Origin of the sequence: Sinorhizobium fredii USDA 205 (assembly GCF_001461695.1) — a bacterium.
GTDB classification, from domain to species: Bacteria; Pseudomonadota; Alphaproteobacteria; order Rhizobiales; family Rhizobiaceae; genus Sinorhizobium; species Sinorhizobium fredii.
This window is the reverse complement of record NZ_AUTC01000066.1, coordinates 59,584-79,309: the sequence shown is the minus strand read 5'-3', so window position 1 is coordinate 79,309 and position 19,726 is coordinate 59,584. Positions and strand designations below refer to the sequence as shown.

Here is a 19,726-nt window from a genome sequence, read left to right as displayed (position 1 = left end):
ATTACGGCCGCCAATTCTTTGATCGGGATCAATCGCCCGCTGCGCCGGAAGGCGTATGCTGCGAGGCGACATGGGAGTTTGATGCGATGCTGGCCAAAGACATCATGACCAAGAAGGTGCTTTCGGTAAGTCCCGAGCACAGTATAAGCCATGCTGCACTTACTATGCTCGAAAATCGAATAAGCGGACTGCCTGTATGCGACGACGACCGCAAGTTGGTTGGCATTTTGTCGGAGGGCGATTTGTTGCGGCGTGCAGAGCTGGGATCGGCAGCATGGCCGAGCGCCATCCGAGACAAAGCCGAACCGGAGGCCTTCACCAAGACACATAGCTGGCGCGTCGGTGACGTGATGACCCAGCGTGTCGTCACGGTTGATGAAGACGCGCCTCTCGGCCGCATCGGCGCGATAATGGCTGCCAACCAGATCAAGCGGATTCCAGTCATGCGAGCTGAAGAGATGGTCGGCATCATAAGCCGAAGCGACATTCTTCGGGCGATCGCTGCCGCCGTGCCTGATGCGATAGCCGGAGGTGACGAGGCGATGCGGCGTGCCGTCCTGGCGCGGCTTTGTTCCGATCTCGGGCTCGACGGAGGGGCAGTCGAGGTGACTGTCGAGAATGGAACCGTCAGCTTGTGGGGGCAGGTCGAAAGCGAAGCGGAACGCGAGGCGGCCCGAGTGGCTGCCCAGACGATCAGCGGTGCGGGGGGCGTCAGGAACAAGTTGCGTATTATCGCTACCTGAGCGCCTAATCGACGATGCTGCGGGTGTGGTTTTAGCCGGTACTGCCCACCACAGTAAATGGCAATTGCGTCGCCCGGCAGGTCATCCGTCCGCTTGTCATCCGAAGATTTATACTGGGCGAGCCGCCACTCAGGATGATCGAGGTCCGAGTGACCGCGGCAGATGAACCGATCATCTTTGCAGGCGCCGTCACCGAAACCCCAAGCCAGGAGCTCTCCCGATGACCGATAGCCTTTCGCCCGACCTTCTGGACCGGATCGACGCCTATTGGCGCGCCGCAAACTATCTTTCGGTCGGCCAGATCTATCTTCGCGCCAACCCGCTTCTGAAGCAGAAGCTCACGCTTGCGCATGTGAAGCCGCGCCTGCTCGGCCACTGGGGGACCACACCGGGCTTGAATTTCCTCTATGTCCACCTCAATCGGCTGATTCAGGTGCATGACCTCAACATGATCTATGTCACCGGGCCGGGGCACGGAGGCCCTGCCCTTGTGGCGAACACCTATCTCGAGGGAACCTACTCCGAGCTCTATCCGGACGTTGGGGAGGACGAGGCCGGTCTTAGGAAGCTCTTCACGCAATTCTCCTATCCGGGAGGTATTCCGAGCCATGTGGCGGCCGAGGTGCCGGGTTCGATCAACGAAGGCGGCGAGCTCGGCTACTGCCTTATGCATGCTTACGGCGCGGTCTTCGACAATCCTGACCTGATCGCTGCCTGCGTCGTCGGCGACGGAGAGGCAGAGACGGGAGCGCTCGCGACGAGCTGGCACTCGAACAAATTCCTCAACCCGGCACGAGATGGAGCCGTTCTCCCGATCCTGCATCTCAACGGCTACAAGATCGCCAATCCAACCGTTCTCGCCCGCATCAGCCATGAGGAACTGGAGGCGCTGTTCAGGGGCTACGGCTACAAACCGCTGTTCGTCGAGGGCGCGGATCCGCGACAGATGCACCAGCTTATGGCGGCAGCGCTCGACAAGGCCCACGGAAAGATTGCCGAGATCCAGCGGCAAGCCCGCAGCGCCGGATTTTCCGACCGCCCTGCCTGGCCCATGATCATCTTCCGATCGCCGAAGGGCTGGACCGGGCCGCGCGAGGTCGACGGCAACAAGACCGAAGGTTCCTGGCGTTCGCATCAGGTGCCGCTCGCAAAGCTCGCGGACGTGCCGGAACATCTCGACATCCTCGAAGGGTGGCTGAAGAGCTATCGGCCCTCAGAACTGTTCAATGAGGATGGCAGGCTTCGTCCCGACCTAAAGGACCTCGCGCCAAAGGGCGAACGCCGCATGGGAGGCAATCCGAACGCCAATGGCGGCCTTCTCCTCAAAGACCTCGATCTGCCGGATTTCCGTCGATACGCGGTGGAGATCGACATTCCGGGCACCCAGACCGCGGAGTCGACCCGCGTCGCCGGCCATTACCTCCGCGACGTTCTGAAACTCAACGCGGAAGACCGGAACTTCCGCATCTTCGGGCCCGACGAAACCGAATCGAACCGGCTGTCGTCCGTCTTCGAGGCGACAGATCGCGCCTTCATGGGCGAGATCCTCGAGAGCGACACGCAGTTATCGCCCGACGGCCGTGTCATGGAGGTGCTGAGCGAACATCTCTGCCAAGGCTGGCTGGAGGGCTATCTGCTGACAGGTCGGCACGGCTTCTTCTCCTGCTACGAAGCCTTCATCCATATCGTCGACTCGATGTTCAACCAGCACGCAAAATGGCTGAAGGTCTGCCGCGAGATTCCCTGGCGAAGGCCGATCGCGTCGCTCACCTACCTGCTGACCTCGCATGTCTGGCGGCAGGACCACAATGGCTTTTCGCATCAGGATCCCGGTTTCATCGATCATGTGGCCAACAAGAAGGCCGACATCATCCGCATCTATCTGCCGCCGGATGCGAACTCGCTTCTCTCGGTGGTCGATCACTGCGTGAGGAGCCGCGACTACGTCAACGTGATCGTCGCAGGCAAACAGCCGCAGTTGCAGTGGATGGACATCGACGCGGCCGTCGCGCATTGCCGGACCGGCCTTGGCGTGTGGGAGTGGGCGTCCAATGACGAACACGACCCCGATGCGGTGGTCGCCTGCGCCGGCGATGTGCCGACCATGGAGGCGCTTGCGGCCGTGATGATCCTGCGCGAAACATTTCCTTCGCTGCGGCTGCGCGTCGTCAACGTCGTCGACCTGATGGCGCTGCAGGCGCCCAGCCAGCATCCTCACGGCATTGCGGACGATGCATTCGATCGGATGTTCACGACCGACAAGCCGGTGATCTTCGCCTATCACGGCTATCCCGCGCTCATTCACCGGTTGACCTATCGCCGCGCCAACCACGCCAACTTCCATGTCCATGGCTACCAGGAGGAAGGCACGACTACGACCCCGTTCGACATGGCCGTTCTCAATAGGCTTGATCGTTTCCATCTCGCCGAGGCGGTGGTCGAGCGCGTGCCGTCGCTCGCAGCGGCGCGAGAAGGCTTCGCCCGTTTCGTCGAAAGCAAGCTCGCGGAACATGATGCCTACATCCGCGACAATGGCGAGGACTTGCCGGAGATACGGAGCTGGCGATGGTTGGCATCCGCCGCTGACGCGCAGTGACGGATGCTTGGAGAACTTGATCTGCGTCAATGTAGATCGTCCCAGACGTCGTACCTTGAAGGAAGTCCTTTACCGAAGGTTAGGAGAGGCGAAATGGCGACACTGCGGACGATCCTGCTGGCGAGCACAATGCTTATGCTTGGCACGCCAGGCTTTGCAAAAGACGCGCACCATCCCGAGGCCACAGCCGGGCAGATCAGCGAAGAAGCTGTGCAGCCGGCGGTTCCCGCCGCAAATCCGGTCGCCGGGATGCCAGGCGGCATGATGTGCGGTGACATGATGGCCGGCATGATGCGGATGATGGCCGGCGGACAAGACCCCATGGGCATGATGGGCGGCCAAGCATCTGCGGGGCAGACCGGCATGAGTGCGATGGCCCAGATGATGGCCCCCGAACACATTGAGGGACGTATCGCGTTCCTGAAGACGGAACTCAAGGTAACGCCTCAGCAGGAGGCGTCTTGGAACGCCTTCACCGAGGTTCTGCGCGCCAATGTCGGCGGCTTGCCGGACGGCATGATGCAGATGCCGGGCGCTATGAGCGACCAGGGCGGTGCCGCCGCGACCCCACTGCAGCGCATCGAAGTCAGGGAAGGCATTCTGAACAGCCGCCTCGAAAGCGTGCGCAAGTTGAAGGCTGTTCTCGCGCCTCTCTATCAGTCGTTCGATGGAGCGCAGAAACAGAAGGCTGACAGACTGCTCGTGCCTCCGATGATGGGCATGATGTAAGAGGGAGACCATTCGTATGAGCAGCGGCGGCAGCCAACGCCGGTTTGCACGGCGAACATGAGAGAGATGTTGCGGAGCCTGCAGGCTTCTGGCGCTCCAAGACAGGGATCGTGCTGATCGGTTTTCTACTGATCGGCGGATTTCTTCTCGTCTCCGAGCATCGCGTGCACGCCCTCGGCTTTCTTCCTTATCTGCTCGTCCTTGCCTGTCCCCTGCTGCATATTTTTCATCATGGTCATGGCGGCCATGGCGCACACAAGCGCGGTCTGTCGCACCGCGGTGCACCCGAGGTCCGCTGAGGCGCATGCGGGATTAAGGCGACCGCTCCTGCGTCCCGCGCGCCCGCGGAGGAGACAATGACGGAGACGATATTTCGCGCGCGGTCCCTCGCGAGAACCTGCCTGACCGGCGAAGTTGCCGTGCAGGCACTGCGTGATCTCAGTCTCCTGACCGTTTACGAAAGCGTCGCCCTCGTCACCGAGATTTCGCCCAACCCCATCCAGCCTCACGAGGCGCTGGCGCCCGTTGGACTCGATGCCCGGCGAAACCACTTTCCCGCACAGCTCTCGGGGGGAGAACAGCAGCGGGTGGCCATTGCGCGGGCGATAGCCAAACGCCCGGAGGTATTGCTCTACGACGAACCGGCGGGCGCACTGGATTCCAAGACTGGGATCCGCGTGATCGACGCGCTGATCAACGTCAACACCCAGCTTGGCACCACGACGCTCATCATTACCCACAACGCAAGCATTCAGGCGGTCGCCGATCGTGTGCTCTTCTTTGCTGACAGAACGATTTCGAGAATTCAAGTGAATGAGCGGCGGCTCACCGCCGAGGCATTGACCTGGTGATGCATGGCCACGCTCGACACCAAATTGCAGCGGGATCTGAGGCGGCTCTGGGGTCAGGTCCTCGCCATTGCCCTAGTGATAGCCGGCGGTGTCGCATCCCTCGTGCTGTCGATCGGATCGTTCAGGTCGCTGGATGAGACGCGCACCGCCTACTACGAACGGTACGAGTTCGCTGATGTCTTCGCGGAGGTGACAGGGGCTCCGAATACGCTTGTCGCTCAGATTGCCGAGATCTCGGGCGTCGCCGCGGTCGAGGCCCGCATCGCCGAATTCGCGCTGCTCGACATCCCGGACTTTCGCGAGCCGGCGACTGGCCGTTTCATATCGCTTCCGGAGGATCGTCCACCGCAGCTCAATCGGCCCTATATGCGAGCCGGCCGTCTGCCTGGCCCAAGTCAGTTTAATGAGGTGATGGTCAATGAGAGCTTTGCGAAAGCTCACGCCTTTGAGCCGGGAGACCGGTTCTCGGCCACGCTAAACGGCCGCAGGCGTGAGCTTACCATCGTCGGTATCGCATTGTCGCCGGAATACGTCTACGCGATCGGACCGGGCGACCGGATGCCCGACGATCGCCGCTTCGGTGTGATCTGGATGTGGGAGCGCGCCCTGGCCGAAGCCTACGGTCTCGATGGCGCGTTCTCCTCGGTCAGCCTCAAGCTGATGCCGGATGCGGTTGAGACCGAGGTCATCGGCGCACTCGACGACCTGCTCGATCGCTACGGCGGCGGTGCCGCCTACGGACGCAAAGATCAGACGTCACATGCCTATCTCGATCACGGCCTCGATATGCTCCGGAACATGAGCCGCACGCTGCCGCCGATTTTCCTCATCGTCAGCGCTTTCCTCGTGAACCTGACGCTAAGCCGACTGGTCGCACTCGAACGGGAGCAGATCGGGCTGCTCAAGGCGTTGGGGTACTTCAATACCAGCATCGTTGCCCACTATCTGAAATTCGTCGCCGCGATTGCCTTCATCGGCATCGCGATCGGTAGCGCGGCGGGGACCTGGCTCGGCGTCTACGTGACGCGGCTTTTCGGCGAGTACTACCGGTTCCCATTCCTCGTCTTCGCCGACAATCCCGATGTCTATGTCCTCGCCGCGGTCCTCAGCATAGCTGCTGGGATCGGCGGGGCGTTTCGGTCCCTTCGCGAGATCGTCTCGTTGGCCGCTGCAGTCGCGATGCAGCCTCCGACTCCTCCGTCATTCCGGCCCTTGCTGTTCGGATGGCCCGCACTTGGCTCCGTCGTCTCACCGCGTACGATGATGATGCTCAGGAACGTTTCGAGGAAGCCGATCCGGGCGGCCCTTGCGACGCTCGGCATGGCCTTTGCGACTGGCATTCTCGTCGTTTCACTCTTCGTTGGGAATGCCATGGAGGAACTGATCGACGTGACCTACTTCATGGCCGATCGCCAGGATGCCACGATCAGCTTCGTGGAGAAGCGGCCCGAGGCCGTCCTGTTCGACGTGAGCAGACTGCCCGGCGTGCTCGCGGTCGAACCCTATCGCCAGGTTCCTATCCGCATCCGAAAGGGAAGCCGCGAGCGCAGGACGCTGCTCTCCGGCAGGCCCGCCGGAGCGGACTTGAGCCGGATCATCGACGTTGATCTGCGCACTGTCAGTCTGCCGGAGGCAGGGGTGGCGATTTCCGCCTATCTGGGACGCCTTCTCGATGCGCGCGTGGGCGACACCGTCGAAGTGGACCTGCTCGACGGCCGGCGACGGACGATTCAACTGACCGTAGCCGCCCTGGTGGAGGATTATTTCGGCATTGCCGCGATGATGGATGCCCAAGCTCTTTCCCGCTTGTTGCGCGAGGCCCCGACGGTGAATGGCGTCCATCTCAGCGTGGACGACGGCAAGCTTGATCTGCTCTACGGGGCCATAAAGCGGATGCCGACGGTTGCGGGGGTAGCGCTGCAGCGTGTGTCCCTCGTGAATTTCCGTCAGAGCCTGGCGATCATTGTGACGACGATGGCGGGCATCTATACGGGGTTGTCCGTCGTGACCGCCTTCGGCGTCGTCTACAACAGCGCCCGCATCTCGCTTTCGGAGCATGCGCGAGAGCTGGCGACCCTGCGCGTCCTCGGCTTCAGCCAGGGCGAGACGATGCGCATTCTTCTGCTCGAACTGGCCGCTATCGTCGCGCTTGCCCAGCCGCCGGGTTGGGCGATCGGTTACGGCCTTTCATTGGTGATGAACAAGCAGCTTGCCGGGGAGCTCATGCGCGCGCCCCTCGTCGTCGAGAATGCCACCTATGTGCTGGCGACCGCGGTCATCTTCTTCGCGGCACTGATTTCGGCGCTTGTCGTCGGGCGTCGCGTCTACGAGCTGGACCTGGTGTCCGTGCTCAAAACCAGGGAATAAGGCCATGCAAGCGAAATGGCTGAAACGGGCCGGATGGCTCACCACTGTCGGGGCGGCGGCGGCTGCCGCCGTCTGGTTCGCCTGGCCGCGGCCGATCCCCGTGGACATGGCCGCCGCTGTGAGGGCGCCGATGGCGGTGACGATCGACGAAGAGGCAAGAACACGCGTCCGGCATGTCTACACGGTCACCGCGCCCGTGACCGGAAAGGTTCTCAGAATCTCCCTTCCGGACGGCCATGACGAAACATCCCTTCACGTCGGCGATGAAGTGATTGCGGGCAAGACGGTAGTGGCGATCATGCAGCCGGTGACCCCAGGCCTGCTCGATGTACGCTCCAGGGCGGAACTGCAGGCAGCCGTCGTCGCCGCGAATGCTATCATCACCTTGGCGGAGGCAGAAATCCGCCGTATCGAAGCGGCAGTCAGGTTCGCTCGTGCCGAACTTGCGCGCGCCGAGGGGCTTGCACGCACCAACACGATTTCTGCACGTGACTTGCAAAGGGCCAGGTTCGATCTCGATACCATTGAAGCGCAACTCGCGACTGCCAAGGCACAGCTTGACGTTCGGCGGCGAGAGCAGGCGGTGGCGTCGGCACGCCTCACCGGATCGCCCGAGGCGGATGTAAGCACCGGCGAAGGCTGCTGCGTCCAAATCCGCGCACCCGTGAACGGCCGTGTGCTCAGGATCGTCCAGGAGGACGAAGCGGTCGTTCAGGCTGGCGCGCCGCTCATCGAGCTCGGTGATCCGAAGGACCTCGAGATAGTCGCGGATTTCCTCTCGAGCGAGGCCGTCCAGATCGACCCCGGTGCTGCGGTCATCGTTGACGGCTGGGGTGGACCGGCCCTGCGCGACCGAGTGAAGCGCATCGATCCCGCCGGCTTCGTGAAGGTTTCGGCTCTCGGAATCGAGGAGCAGCGTGTCGGCACCGTTGTCGATCTCGTCGATCCGCCCGACTCCTGGTCTCGGCTTGGCCATGACTTCCGGGTCATCGTCCACGTATCCATTTGGGAATCGGAAGACGCCCTCGCGATACCCGTGAGTGCGCTGTTTCGGCGGGGGGACGACTGGGCTGTCTTTGCGGTGAGCGACGGTCGCGCCCGAGCCACGATCGTCCGCACTGGACAGCGAAACAGCAGGATGGTGGAAGTGTTGTCGGGGCTCTCGCCAGGGGACCGGGTCGTGCTCCATCCGAGCGACCGTGTGGCCGACGGCACGATGGTGGCAGAGCGGCACAATCGCGCTTGACGCCGCCGTACCCTTGACCGGACCACTTCGCCATGGAGATCGTCGGAGGCCCCGCGGCTGAGGTCCGGTTCGCGCAAGGAAACCGACATTGATGCTGGAGCCTCGTTAGTCGTTTATTGCCTCTTCCTGGAAGCGGCATGAATGGCTGATCGCTTTGCTGTGCAGCTCACCTGCTGCGGTTCGCTCCGGCGGCCGGCTTTACCCATCCACAAAGTGCCTCCACATCACGCTTCACCCAAGCGGAGGGAATACACTTTCAATTTGCCGAGTAGTTCGGAAGACGCTGGCGGTGTGATAAGCGGTAAACCAACATGCCGATCAGCATTGCCGCAACGAAGAGAACGGCCTCCCATAGAAGCGGCTGTCGAGCAAGGGAGCCGAGCCGCGGCTGCGGATGATGTTGGCCACGGCAGAAGGGATCAGCGCGCCACCCATGACAAAGGCCAGCGTCGGGTCCCAGTTACCCGCGACATCGAGGAACGCCAGCACACGTCCGGGATTGATCATGTCGGAGATTACCAGACCCGCCCCGAAGATGAGCCCGCACACGATCGCTGCTAACATCTGGGCCCTCATGGCTGGACTCCAACGAGATGGCGGGTGACGAAGACCGTCGCGCCCGCAACGGCTATGAAGATTGCTGTGGCGGCAAGCGAACGCGGCGAAAGCCGCGCAAGCCCGCAAACGCCGTGGCCGCTCGTGCAGCCCGATCCGAGCCGGGTGCCATAGCCAACGATGAGTCCGGCGGCAATCAGCAGTGCTGGCGAAGACGTGAGCGTGATGTCGGGGTGGCGGACGAGCGTGGCCGTCAGCCAAGCGCCTGCGATGATGCCGGCGAGGAAACCCAGTCCCAACTTGCTGTCGCCGTCATGGGTCAAGCCGGCTGCGGCGGCCGCGAGGCCGGAAATCCCGGCTATCCTTCCGTTCAGCAGAAGGTAGAGGCCTGCCGACAGGCCGATCAGGAGGCCGCCTGCCAGGGGCCAGAGATAGTTTATTTCAGTCATTGCGCTCACACTACGTTCTCAGGTCGGACGTCGTTCTCCTCGGCCGGAGTAGAATCAACTAAGGTCGTTTCGCCTTGATGTACGCGACGAGATCGGCAATCTCGGAACGTGTCAGCGACAGATTGGGCATGCGGGAGTGGTGAGGAGCAGCCAAGAAATCCGAAAGTTTCGCCTCATCAAACGGCTCCGATTTACCAATTTGAGCGAATGTCGGAACCGTATCAGAGCCGCGCATTTGTCCAGGTGCAACGACGTGACATTCGCTGCACCAGCGTTGAGCGATGCCGCGGCCGCGGAGTCGATCGGCCGCGGCGCTCTCGCCGACGACCATCGAAAGGAGAGCAACGGTGACAGCGCTTTGAAAACCGCTTATTCGCTTCATTGCAGCCAGGTCCTATTGGGGTCACCTGCAACTCGCGTTCGTGTCACCGGCCAGGGTTGCAAGCAACACATCTCAAGCCGCGTCCGGGTGAAGAGCTTTCCAAGCAGACACATCAGTCGCAGTTACTGTCACGCACCCAGCAGACGTGAGCTCTTTGCCATCGAATTTGTGAGACGCGATTTCGCTGAAGACTGAGACATATTCCTGCAGGCGGCACTCGTTGCACAGCGGCGGATCGGCGATGTCGAGCAGCGCTTCCTTCGTAACAAGAACGATCTCGTCGCCTCCGACGTCTCTTCCCATGATCAGAAGCGCCTCGTCACCCGATGCCTTCATCATTCCACTGACCAACTTCAAGGGCATTTTCGTCCTCCCGGCACGCGTGCGAGTGGAGCCACCAATCTGTGTTCACTCAAGCATTATGCTTCGCGCGCACAGAAACTCCTTGATCAAGCTCAAAGTCGGTCTCCAATCGCGAGCCTCTCGTAAAGGTAGATCGGGCGATCTGTTCGTGTTGCACTCAAGCGACCGGGTCGTTAGCAGAGGAGAATGCGCTGAGGGGCCGCCGCGTTCAAACGGCCTTGGGTAACTGGCGACCTTTCTATCTGACCAGCAGGAATGAGTTTCCCCGCTTTGAGGTTGAAGTCAGCGCGCCCGTCTGCCGAAGTCGCGCATGTCTTTGATCCAGCGAGAGCGCTCCTTCTCGTCGGCAAACGAGAGGCCATAGAAGCTCTCGCGAATAGGCTTGATTCCGGCGAAGCCCAGCATACTACGCTCGAAACTGCGCACGCCATAGGCGCCGAAATACCACCGATAAAGAAGCACCGGCATTCCCATTGTGACGATTATGCGGGCGGAGCGTCCGGCCAGCAGCCGCTTCGGAAAGCCGCCCTTCTTGTATTCCATTGCAAAGCCCGGCCTGAAGATGTGCTCGAGAAAGCCCTTGAGCAGGGCGGGCATCGTTCCATGCCAAAGAGGAAACAGAAAGACCCAGTGTTCTGCCCAGCGCATATCCTCACGCGATTGCTCCAGGCCGGGTGGCAATGCCCCGGTCTCGAAATCCTCCTGGGTTCGCAGCAGCGGGAACTCGAGCTTGGCCACCTCTATGCGGCGCACCTGGTGTCCCGCTGCCGTGGCAGCATCGGCATAAGCGTCAGCCATGGCGTGCAGGAGGTGCTGCCCGGCTGGGTCCGGATGGCCCTGGACAATTGTGACGCGCCTGGTCATCTGCTGTCTCTCTCATGACCGCGTCGACGACGGTGCGGGCGAATTTGGCCAAACAGACGGCCCGCCACGGGACCCGGAAGGTTGCATTGTGCCTGTCTGAGCAAGGAAATCGCTGACCGCCTTCTTAACGTCCTCCCCATCTCCAACGAGCAGATGCCCGCCGGTGTCGTAGACGACCAACTTCGCGCCCGGAATGCTGCCGGCCGCGAATTTGGCTGCGGGGAGCGTGTTGAAAAGATCATCCTGGGCCGAGACGACCAAGGTGGGAGCGGCGATCTTCTCGAGAGGCAGCCGGTGGAGATCGGGCGCACTATCGATGTTAATGCCGGGGAAGCGCCGCGAAAGCGGTTCGACGCTGCGGATAATGGCCATCACGCGATTTCGGTCGTTTTCGGGGGCCGCTTCAACAACTTCAGGGGGCACCCCGAGGAAGCGGATGAGAATTGACGGAGCAAGCTTTTCGGTCGCCCACCAGGCGAAATCGGCGCCGGTATTGACCAGCCAGAAGACAAACGCGCTGCCACGACTCCCCTCGACCATCACTGGACTCTCGGGCGCGTAGGTTCCAGGGACAATCAGAATGAGCGCTGACACCCTATCCGGATGGCGAAGCGCCAGTTCGATTGCCGAGCGTGCGCCCGCCGAGACACCGACGACCACGGCTTTGTCGATCTGAAGCTCGGAGAGCAGCGCCCTATGGGCGTCCGCTTGGGCGGCGGGCGACGCATCGGACGGAATCGGCGTCCCCAGATACCCGAAGCGCGACGGAGCGATGACGCGAAAGCCGTTTCCGACAAGATCGGCAACGTTGGTCAGCCCCTGATCCCACCCGCCACCTGCACCGTGGATGGACAGGAGCGGAGTGCCTTCACCTCGCTCGGCATATTCGATCGGACCTGCGGCCGTATTCGCAACTCGCGCGCCACTGGCGACCGCAAAACGCGCGCGGTCGATGTCATTGCTGTAGGACAGGAAAACCAGCCCGCCTGCGACCACGACAGCGATAGAGACCGCTGATAACTCCCACCCGATCCGACCCATGGCCGCCATCCTTGGAATTCAAACTTGCGGATATCCTAGTCGGGTTGAGCCCGAAGGACTTTGATGTCCCTCAAACGGACCGATGAGATGCACAGCGATCGGCCGATTTCGATCCGCTCTTTCCTACTGCTCGTCCTCGAGCAAGCGATAGATTTCCTGCTCCTGGGCAAAGTGTAGCCGGGTGATCGCTTCGAGCCCGTGGAGCAGCCGCTGGATCTCGTAGCGCTGCGCCGGGCTCGGCCCGTGCGCGCCGAGGGCCTTTCGAAGGGAGGTCAGGCTGTGGACCTGACGCTGAATCTCCATGTGAGCCCTACTCATGCCGGCAAGGGCATCCGGCGTGGCCGCCCGACTGCGCAGTCTCGGATAGAGTTCCTCGTCGTCCTGCCGCTCGTGCGGCAGAAGACGTCGACGGAGCAGGGCGTCCAGGTCCGCAAGCTCCTTACGGACTTCCGTTTTCGGCAGATTCTGAATGCGTTCGGTCGTATGGCGTAGCTCGTCCACCACGTCCATCAGGGCACGATGCTCGGCTTCGAGCTGTATGAGCTCCGCGTGCGGTAATTGTGTTGTTTTCCGCCAGCCGCGCTTAGGGTTTCCAAGAGCGCGCAGCGCGTTCAAGATGGCGACGACGTCGATCGCTTCTTGCAGCAGTGCACCCTGAACCGGTGTCAGGTAGCCGAAGGCAGCCGCAAACATGCCAGCGACGGACAGGCCCATGCCCATATAGACGCTCTGGAGGGCTATGCTGCGTGACCGGTGCGCGATGCTGATGGCGCTGACGAGGCGATCGAGCCTGTCCACCAGGATCACGACGTCCGCCGCTTCCGAGGAGGCAGCCGCCCCGCGCGCGCCCATAGCCACCCCAACATCGGCGGCTGCGAGAGCCGGCGCATCGTTGACGCCATCGCCCACCATCATCACCGGTCCTGCCGATCTTTCCGCTTCCACAATCCGAGTTTTGTCCTCCGGCTTCAATTCGGCGACAACGCTGTCCAACCCGAGGAAGGACTGAAGGCTTTCCGCGAGCTCGGTGCGATCCCCGGTCGCAAGCACGATCCGATCGACGCCGGCCTCGCGCAATCGCCTCAGCACGCTGCCGGCCTCCGGCCTGACCTCGTCCGCAAGCAGAAACGCCCCCGCCAGAATTCCGTCCTTGGCGGCGAGAACCGAAACGGTGCCATCCCTCCTGATCCACTCCCGGATCTCTCGCGAGAAGGCGGTCTCCTCGATCCTGGCGCTGACGAAATCCCAGCCGCCTACCGCGATCTCGTGGCCGTCGATGCGGCCGGTCACGCCGGAGCCCGCCTCTTCACGGGATCCAGATGGTGCGGCCAGCCGCAATCCCCGCTCTCTTGCGGCTGCGACCAGCGCGCGGGCGATGACGTGGTGCGAGCCCTGATCCAGCGATGCGGCCAGACGCAGCACTTCCAAAGGGTCGAGATCGGTGCGGGACTTGACCTCGATAAGACGGGCCCGGCCATCGGTAATTGTCCCGGTTTTGTCGAGGATCACCGTCTTCACGCGCGCAAGCATCTCGAGCGCGCCGCCGCCCTTCACGAGCACGCCTTTGGCGGCGCAGCGGGAGACACCGGAGACAATCGCCACCGGACCGCGAGAATGAGAGGGCACGGTGTCGCAACGACCAGGACCGCGAGCGCCCGGATCGCTTCGCCACTCTCGGCCCAGGCGCCGCCGGCGAGAAGGAGCGTGATCGTGAGAAACACCAGCGCGTAGCGGTCGGCAAGCCGAACCATCGGCGCCTTCGCGGCTCTTGCCTCCTCCACCAGCCTGACAATTGCCGCATAGGTACTATCGCTCGCCGAATTCGCGGCGAGCATTTCGAAGGCGTCGCCAGCGTTCGTCGTGCCGCTCGTCACCGGCTCGCCGGATCGGCGGCGGACCGGCAGGGCTTCGCCCGTCAAGGCCGCCTCGTCCAGAACGGCGACGCCATCCATCACGTTTCCATCGACCGGCACGACTTCGCCACGGCGCACCAGGATCCGGTCGCCAGGTTTCAACTCTTCGACGGAAACCTCCTGCAACTGCCCATCCGCGTAGCGAGCGGCGATGCGCGGTACCCGATTGAGTAGCGCCGTCAGTTCTCGGCGTGCGCGCCTTTGAGCAAAATCCTCGAGCGCCTGTCCACCCGTGTACATCAGTGCGACGATGCTGCCGGTCAGGTATTCGCCGAGAAGAAGGGCGCCGCCCATCGCCAGCGCTGCGATGAGATCCAGCCCGAATTCCTTCCTTCCGAGACTGATCGCGATCTCGGTAAGGAGGCTCGCAAGGATGACCGCGGTGCCGGCAGCCCAGGACGAGGCGCTGAGATCGGGCCGGTCCGCGAGCCAGGCGACTGTGCCGGAGAGCAAGGCTACAGCGATGACGGCAAGGAGAAGGCGCTTGCCCAGCGCTTCTCCTTGCCAAAACGGCTCGAAAACTCGGCTTCTAGTCAAGGTGCTCTCCGACAGATCTCGTGAAAGATATAAGATAACAGGATCGTTGCCTTGATCCCGCGCAATGCCCCGCAGGAATGCTAACCGCGGCCGAGCGTATCGTGAGCTTGCAACAGCGGGCGGTGTTTGCTTTGCTTGGAGGGGTTTCATTTTGGATCATCACAAATGACGGTACAGCGGCGGCGGCGCATCATTAAGCGTCAGAGGAGTTCTGTTGGTTTGGCGCTTGTCGCTGCAATATCGTTCCTCGCAGGCATGACGGATGCCATAGGGCTTATGTCCCTCGGGGATTTTGTGTCGTTCATGAGTGGCAACACGACTCGCGCATCCGTCGCCCTGATCCAGGGCGACGTCGCGCGGGGAGTGCTTCTCATCGGGGGCCTGATCACCTTCGTGATAGGGAACGCCGCGGGAGTGATGGTCTCGATCAGGTTCAGGCCGCAAGCTGTTTTGCTGTTTGTATCCGTTCTGCTCGCATGCGCAGCCCTGTTATCCGATCAAAGAGAGCTCCGGTTCCTTTTGCTTATTCTGGCGATGGGAGCGATCAACGCCTCTGTCGAGCAGATCGAAGGGCTGCCGGTTGGCTTAACATATGTTACCGGGGCACTGTCACGCTTCGGACGAGGTTTGGGACGCTGGGCGATGGGCATCCGCAACACGCATTGGGTCATCCAAATCGTGCCGTGGCTCGGCATGATGGCAGGAGCCATTTCAGGGGCAGCCCTTGTTCAACAAGTGGGCAACCCTGCCCTATGGTTACCGTCGGCTGCAGCCCTGTCATTGACAGCAGTCGCGATCCAAATACCCCGGCGCTGGCAAAGCAGGTTCATTCAACACCGTTAGTGTATTGGCGCAAGTGAGCTTACCGAGGGCCCACTTACGCGCGCTGGCCGGCCGCTCCAAATCGGATATGCTGTCCGGCCTGATTCACCGGAGTAAATGCCTCAAGACTTGCGCTTCCAGGGGCGGCGACAATACAGCGCCGTGCGTCTTTTCAGACGCGCTAAGGTCCTGTAGCACTTTGAATTGCTGCATGTTGCACGGGGGCGAAGCCGAAAGCGAATGGAAGCTCTTATTCTCCGTTTAGGGCTTGCTCTGGCAATAGGCCTGCTCGTGGGACTTGAGCGAGGATGGCGGGAAAGGGAAGCGCCGGCAGGCAGCCGCACGGCAGGCATCCGCACCTATGGTATTTCGGGTCTGCTTGGGGGGATCTTGGCGGCACTGTCCGATGCGCAGCGGAGCGACCTCATCTTTGCCGCAGGTTTCATGAGCTTCGCGCTGAGTTTTACCTGGTTCAAGCTGCGCGAGGCGCGACACGATGAGGATTTCAGCGTCACCGGCGTCATTGCCGGATTAGCGGTTTTCGCGCTCGGCGGATTGGCGGTGACTGGCGATTACAGGGTGGCGGCGGCGGGCGCGGCTGCACTCGCTGGCGTGCTCGCCAGCCGCGAGCTAATGCACAACCTTCTCAAGAAACTGTCATGGATCGAACTGCGTTCGGCTCTCGTGCTGGCGGCGATGACCGCGATCGGGCTGCCTCTTCTCCCAAACCATGCCATTGACCCCTGGGGCGGTTTTAATCCACGTGAAATCTGGCTCTTCACGGTCCTGAGCGCCACCATTTCATTTATCGGCTACGTCGCGGTTCGCTTGCTTGGCTCGTCAAGAGGATTGTTGGTGGGCGGCTTGGTGGGCGCGGTTGTTTCGTCGACTGCCGTGACGGCTAGCTTCGGTCAGAAAGCACGCTCTGGTGAGGAGCCTACGGCATTGGCGGGAGCGGCAAGCATAGCAGCCGTCGTATCGCTACTGCGGGTGCTGGCGGTCGTCCTTCTCGTCTCCCCGCGCGTCTTGCCCGTGGTCGCCGTACCGATCATCGCGGCTGCGGCCATTTTCGCCGCCGGTGGTGCCGCTCTGATGACCAAATCTCCACCTACCGCCGACGAGCCGGTCAATTCGCGGAATCCGTTTGAGCTCGTTCCGCTTCTTATCTTTGCAGGCCTGTTTGCCCTGACCGCTACGACCGGCGCGGCCTTGATGACCGGTATGGGCAATAATAGCTTGATCGCGATTTCGGCCGTGTCAGGGTTATTCGACGTCGATGTGGCGATACTGACGGCGCTTCGCGCCGGCGGCGGAGCGGCACCGCTGCAGATTGTCGCGGCCGCAGTGCTCGTCGCAGTACTCGCAAACGCAGGCGGAAGGGTATTGGTTGCGATGACGTCTGGAACACTACGCTATGGGGCATCGCTCGCCACTGTATCGCTTCTCGCCGCAGGTACCGGAGTCGCGGTTTATTTCTTCATTGTCCGCTAAATGAGCGTCCAGTCTTCACCGCTGCCGTTGCGGAGAGCGAGATCGAAGGTTCGGGGTCTCACTCATTTTAGTCTCTCCAGCTTCTATGCGGTCGGCGCGCCGCAGCGCAATAGCGCCTACGTCTATTCAAACGCACAAAGGACGCTGTAGCACTTTGAATTCCTGCGTGTTTTGTCCTTAAATCAGCTACGATTTAAAACATCGCCGCTGCAGCTCTGGATCAGTCCGGTGGCCCCGTGTTGCGAAGACTGCGTATGAGCATCAGGACCCTCTCAGCGAGAGATATTGTGCATGCGGCGACGAATCCTTCATTCTTCATCTCAGCCAGATAGGGCAGCCGGATGCCGTCCGGGCGCAGAACGACGCCACCGGCAGCTTCGATCAATGCTTGTCCGGCGGCGCTGTCCCAAACCATCGTCGGTGCAAGCCGGAGATAGAGATCTGCTTCGCCAGCGGCGATGAGAGCGAACTTCAACGAGGAACCGACCTGCCGAACATTGGTCGATTGCAAGTGCTTAACAACCTCTGCTGTGTGCGGATCAAGGTGAGAACGACTGGTGAGAATCAGCGGCTGCGCGCGTTGGTCGGCCACCACACCGCCGAGAATTTCGCGGGTGTCCTCGTGATCCATGACGACGAGCTTCCCCGAGCCGCTGGTGAAGAACATTCGGTCAAGCGCCGGCGCGAAGATGATTCCGGCAGACGGTGCCCCATTCTCTATCAGAGCGATATTGACGGTGAAATCCTCTCGTCCTGAGATGAATTCCTTGGTCCCGTCCAAAGGGTCGACGAGGAGGCAAGTGGAAGGAATACCCGCTTCATAGCTCGACGCGTCTTCTTCACTTACGAGCCGAATGGCCGGAAAGAGGCCTGCGCAGGTTCGCCGTATGATCGCTTCACTCTCAAGATCCGCAACAGTAACGGGTGAGGCGTCGTTTTTGAAGCGGAATGGGAGCGGCGTCCTGCGATGCGCTAAGATAGCTGCGCCTGCCGCTCTGACCACCGGCAGAAGACTCTCAACGAGATCCTTTCTTGCCTTCTCATCCACTGTCGTATTTCCTCCCGAGCCGCGAAAGCCTGATCGTACCGCCATTGCGTCATGGTTCCTTGACTCTCATCAATGAGGCGCAGGCTTGTGGCGTTCATCATCGTTTCATTCTGCGACGCGACGAGAGTTCGCGCTCCGTCACGATGAATTACAGATCGGCGAGACAGTCCCAGCCGGACAGAAAGGCGCCTTTTATGATTACCCAGGATCAGGCGGAGGTCGTCGCCTTTTTGAGCGCGCCTCACGTGCGTGGCGCGGATAAGGTGGAGATCATCGAGACGCACATCTCTTGCATCTTCCTTTCCGGCGATCGCGCTTACAAGATGAAGCGAGCGGTGAAGCTGCCCTATGTAGATTTCTCGACGGCGGAATTGAGGCTTGCAGCCTGTGAAAAGGAGGTGGCTCTGAACAGCGCCACTGCACCGGGCTTGTACCTCGGCGTGCGGCGGATCATGCGCGGCCGCGATGGCCGGCTTTCTTTCGACAAGGGCGACGAGCTTGTCGACGCGGCCATCGAAATGGTCCGTTTCGATCAGGCGGCGTTGTTCGATCGCATGGCCGTTGGCGGCAAGCTTGATGCCGAACTGATGGCCCGGACGGCACGCATGATCGCCCGCTTTCATAAGGGGGCCAAGATCGTTCATCAGGGACCCGGCTCCGCGAACATTGCCGCCGTGCTCCGTATTAATGCCGCCGGTTTTGCCACGAGCCGGCTATTCGACCCCGTCGAGCTTGCCGATTTCGAACAAGCTTTCGAGCGCAACCTGGTAGCTTATGCACCGCTTCTCGATGCGCGTGAGGCCGCAGGCAAGGTCAGGCGATGCCACGGTGACCTGCATCTGCGCAATATCTGCCTGTTGAATGGCGAACCGCGGCTGTTCGACTGCATCGAGTTCAACGACCAGATTGCCACTATCGATACGCTCTACGACCTTGCCTTTCTGCTGATGGATCTTTGGCATCGCGGTTTTCCGCAATTCGCCAATCTGGTCATGAACCGGTATCTCGACGAATCGGGCGACGAGGATGGCTTCGTGCTGCTGCCTTACTTCATGGCGATCCGCGCTGCCGTGAGGGCGCATGTCACAGCAACCCAGATTGAAGAAAGCGGCGAGCGGTCGGACGCGCTCGCCGTCGAGGCTCGATCCTATTTCGACCTGGCGCTCTTCCTGCTGGAAAAGAGGTCGCCCCGGTTGATCGTCATTGGCGGATTGAGTGGTTCCGGCAAAACGACTGTGTCAGAGATATTGGCTGCGCAAATCGGTTCGCCTCCGGGCGCGAGAATTATCGAAAGCGATCGTATCCGCAAGGCGATGTACGGAGTTGTGGCCGAAACGCGACTCTCTGCGGACGCCTATCGTCCGGAGATTTCCGAGAAGGTCTACGGCGAGATGGCGTGCCGCACATTCTCGATCCTGCGCGCAGGAGGATCCGTGGTCGCGGAAGCCGTCTTCGACAAGTTCGCCAATCGTCAGCGCATCGAGGCGGCAGCGAGCGAGGCACATGTGCCATACACAGCTATCTGGCTGGACGCGAGCCCATCCGTCCTTCGCGGCCGCGTTGCCGAAAGGACCGCAGGGCCCTCCGATGCGGATCTGAATGTCCTTTGCCGGCAACTGGCTTACGACGTGGGGGACCTTGATTGGCACCGGATGGATGCCGATCGCTCGGCGGACAACATCGTCGCGGATATCCTGAAGCTCAGCCGTGATTGACTGTGGTGCTGAAC

General features: G+C 61.4%; 15 protein-coding genes and 3 pseudogenes. 10 read left to right on the top strand and 8 right to left on the bottom strand.

The features are described from left to right. Positions 1 to 86: 86 nt before the first annotated feature. From N181_RS08335 to N181_RS08305, 7 genes and pseudogenes are all read left to right on the top strand, one after another. Positions 87 to 743: a CBS domain-containing protein gene (locus N181_RS08335; protein ID WP_014857948.1), complete on the top strand. Its 657-nt coding sequence runs from the start codon at positions 87 to 89 to the stop codon at positions 741 to 743. A 220-nt stretch (positions 744 to 963) separates the two neighbouring features. Next, the gene (locus N181_RS08330) at positions 964 to 3,339 is read left to right on the top strand and encodes a phosphoketolase family protein (protein WP_014857946.1); all 2,376 of its coding nucleotides are present in this window, start codon (positions 964 to 966) and stop codon (positions 3,337 to 3,339) included. 93 nt (positions 3,340 to 3,432) lie between these two features. Next, positions 3,433 to 4,068 (top strand): Spy/CpxP family protein refolding chaperone, encoded by a 636-nt coding sequence (locus N181_RS08325; protein WP_014857945.1) that lies wholly within the window; start codon positions 3,433 to 3,435, stop codon positions 4,066 to 4,068. 110 nt (positions 4,069 to 4,178) lie between these two features. Further along, positions 4,179 to 4,367 carry a DUF2933 domain-containing protein gene (locus N181_RS08320; RefSeq protein WP_369983760.1) on the top strand — a complete coding sequence of 63 codons (189 nt, stop codon included), beginning with the start codon at positions 4,179 to 4,181 and terminating at the stop codon, positions 4,365 to 4,367. Positions 4,368 to 4,514: 147 nt separating this feature from the next. After that, positions 4,515 to 4,919, top strand: a pseudogene (locus N181_RS08315) (ATP-binding cassette domain-containing protein); the annotation flags it as partial. A gap of 3 nt (positions 4,920 to 4,922) precedes the next feature. After that, on the top strand, positions 4,923 to 7,286 hold the full coding sequence (locus N181_RS08310) for an ABC transporter permease (protein WP_014857942.1): 2,364 nt from the start codon (positions 4,923 to 4,925) through the stop codon (positions 7,284 to 7,286). Between the two features lie 4 nt (positions 7,287 to 7,290). Further along, positions 7,291 to 8,532 carry an efflux RND transporter periplasmic adaptor subunit gene (locus N181_RS08305; protein WP_014857941.1) on the top strand — a complete coding sequence of 414 codons (1,242 nt, stop codon included), beginning with the start codon at positions 7,291 to 7,293 and terminating at the stop codon, positions 8,530 to 8,532. Positions 8,533 to 8,788: 256 nt separating this feature from the next. On the opposite strand, the pseudogene N181_RS08300 reads toward N181_RS08305, so the two are convergent. From N181_RS08300 to N181_RS08275, 7 genes and pseudogenes are all read right to left on the bottom strand, one after another. Continuing rightward, positions 8,789 to 9,108, bottom strand: a pseudogene (locus N181_RS08300) (DUF6691 family protein). After that, positions 9,105 to 9,536: a YeeE/YedE family protein gene (locus N181_RS08295; RefSeq protein ID WP_014764615.1), complete on the bottom strand. Its 432-nt coding sequence runs from the start codon at positions 9,534 to 9,536 to the stop codon at positions 9,105 to 9,107. Before N181_RS08295 ends, N181_RS08300 begins: the two are co-directional and overlap by 4 nt. A gap of 58 nt (positions 9,537 to 9,594) precedes the next feature. Beyond that, entirely contained in the window at positions 9,595 to 9,918 is a 324-nt protein-coding gene (locus N181_RS31390; protein WP_014857939.1) for a c-type cytochrome, read from the bottom strand. 72 nt (positions 9,919 to 9,990) lie between these two features. Further along, on the bottom strand, positions 9,991 to 10,281 hold the full coding sequence (locus N181_RS08290; protein WP_015633543.1) for a hypothetical protein: 291 nt from the start codon (positions 10,279 to 10,281) through the stop codon (positions 9,991 to 9,993). Between the two features lie 282 nt (positions 10,282 to 10,563). Then, positions 10,564 to 11,145: an NAD(P)H-dependent oxidoreductase gene (locus tag N181_RS08285; RefSeq protein WP_014857937.1), complete on the bottom strand. Its 582-nt coding sequence runs from the start codon at positions 11,143 to 11,145 to the stop codon at positions 10,564 to 10,566. A gap of 12 nt (positions 11,146 to 11,157) precedes the next feature. Next, positions 11,158 to 12,195 (bottom strand): alpha/beta fold hydrolase, encoded by a 1,038-nt coding sequence (locus tag N181_RS08280; RefSeq protein ID WP_086018071.1) that lies wholly within the window; start codon positions 12,193 to 12,195, stop codon positions 11,158 to 11,160. Positions 12,196 to 12,309: 114 nt separating this feature from the next. Next, positions 12,310 to 14,636, bottom strand: a pseudogene (locus N181_RS08275) (heavy metal translocating P-type ATPase). A 165-nt stretch (positions 14,637 to 14,801) separates the two neighbouring features. Here N181_RS08275 and N181_RS08270 point away from each other — a divergent pair. Next, positions 14,802 to 15,479, top strand: coding sequence for a YoaK family protein (locus N181_RS08270; protein WP_014857934.1), 678 nt, complete (start codon positions 14,802 to 14,804; stop codon positions 15,477 to 15,479). Between the two features lie 219 nt (positions 15,480 to 15,698). After that, positions 15,699 to 16,949, top strand: coding sequence for an MgtC/SapB family protein (locus N181_RS08265; RefSeq protein WP_014857933.1), 1,251 nt, complete (start codon positions 15,699 to 15,701; stop codon positions 16,947 to 16,949). A gap of 220 nt (positions 16,950 to 17,169) precedes the next feature. Here N181_RS08265 and N181_RS08260 read toward each other — a convergent pair whose 3' ends face one another. Further along, positions 17,170 to 17,997 carry a 3'(2'),5'-bisphosphate nucleotidase CysQ family protein gene (locus N181_RS08260; RefSeq protein ID WP_037456727.1) on the bottom strand — a complete coding sequence of 276 codons (828 nt, stop codon included), beginning with the start codon at positions 17,995 to 17,997 and terminating at the stop codon, positions 17,170 to 17,172. A 194-nt stretch (positions 17,998 to 18,191) separates the two neighbouring features. Between N181_RS08260 and N181_RS08255 the strand changes: the two genes are divergently transcribed. Then, a complete protein-coding gene (locus N181_RS08255) occupies positions 18,192 to 19,712 on the top strand; it encodes a bifunctional aminoglycoside phosphotransferase/ATP-binding protein (protein WP_037461162.1) in 1,521 nt (506 codons plus the stop codon). Positions 19,713 to 19,726 lie beyond the last annotated feature (14 nt).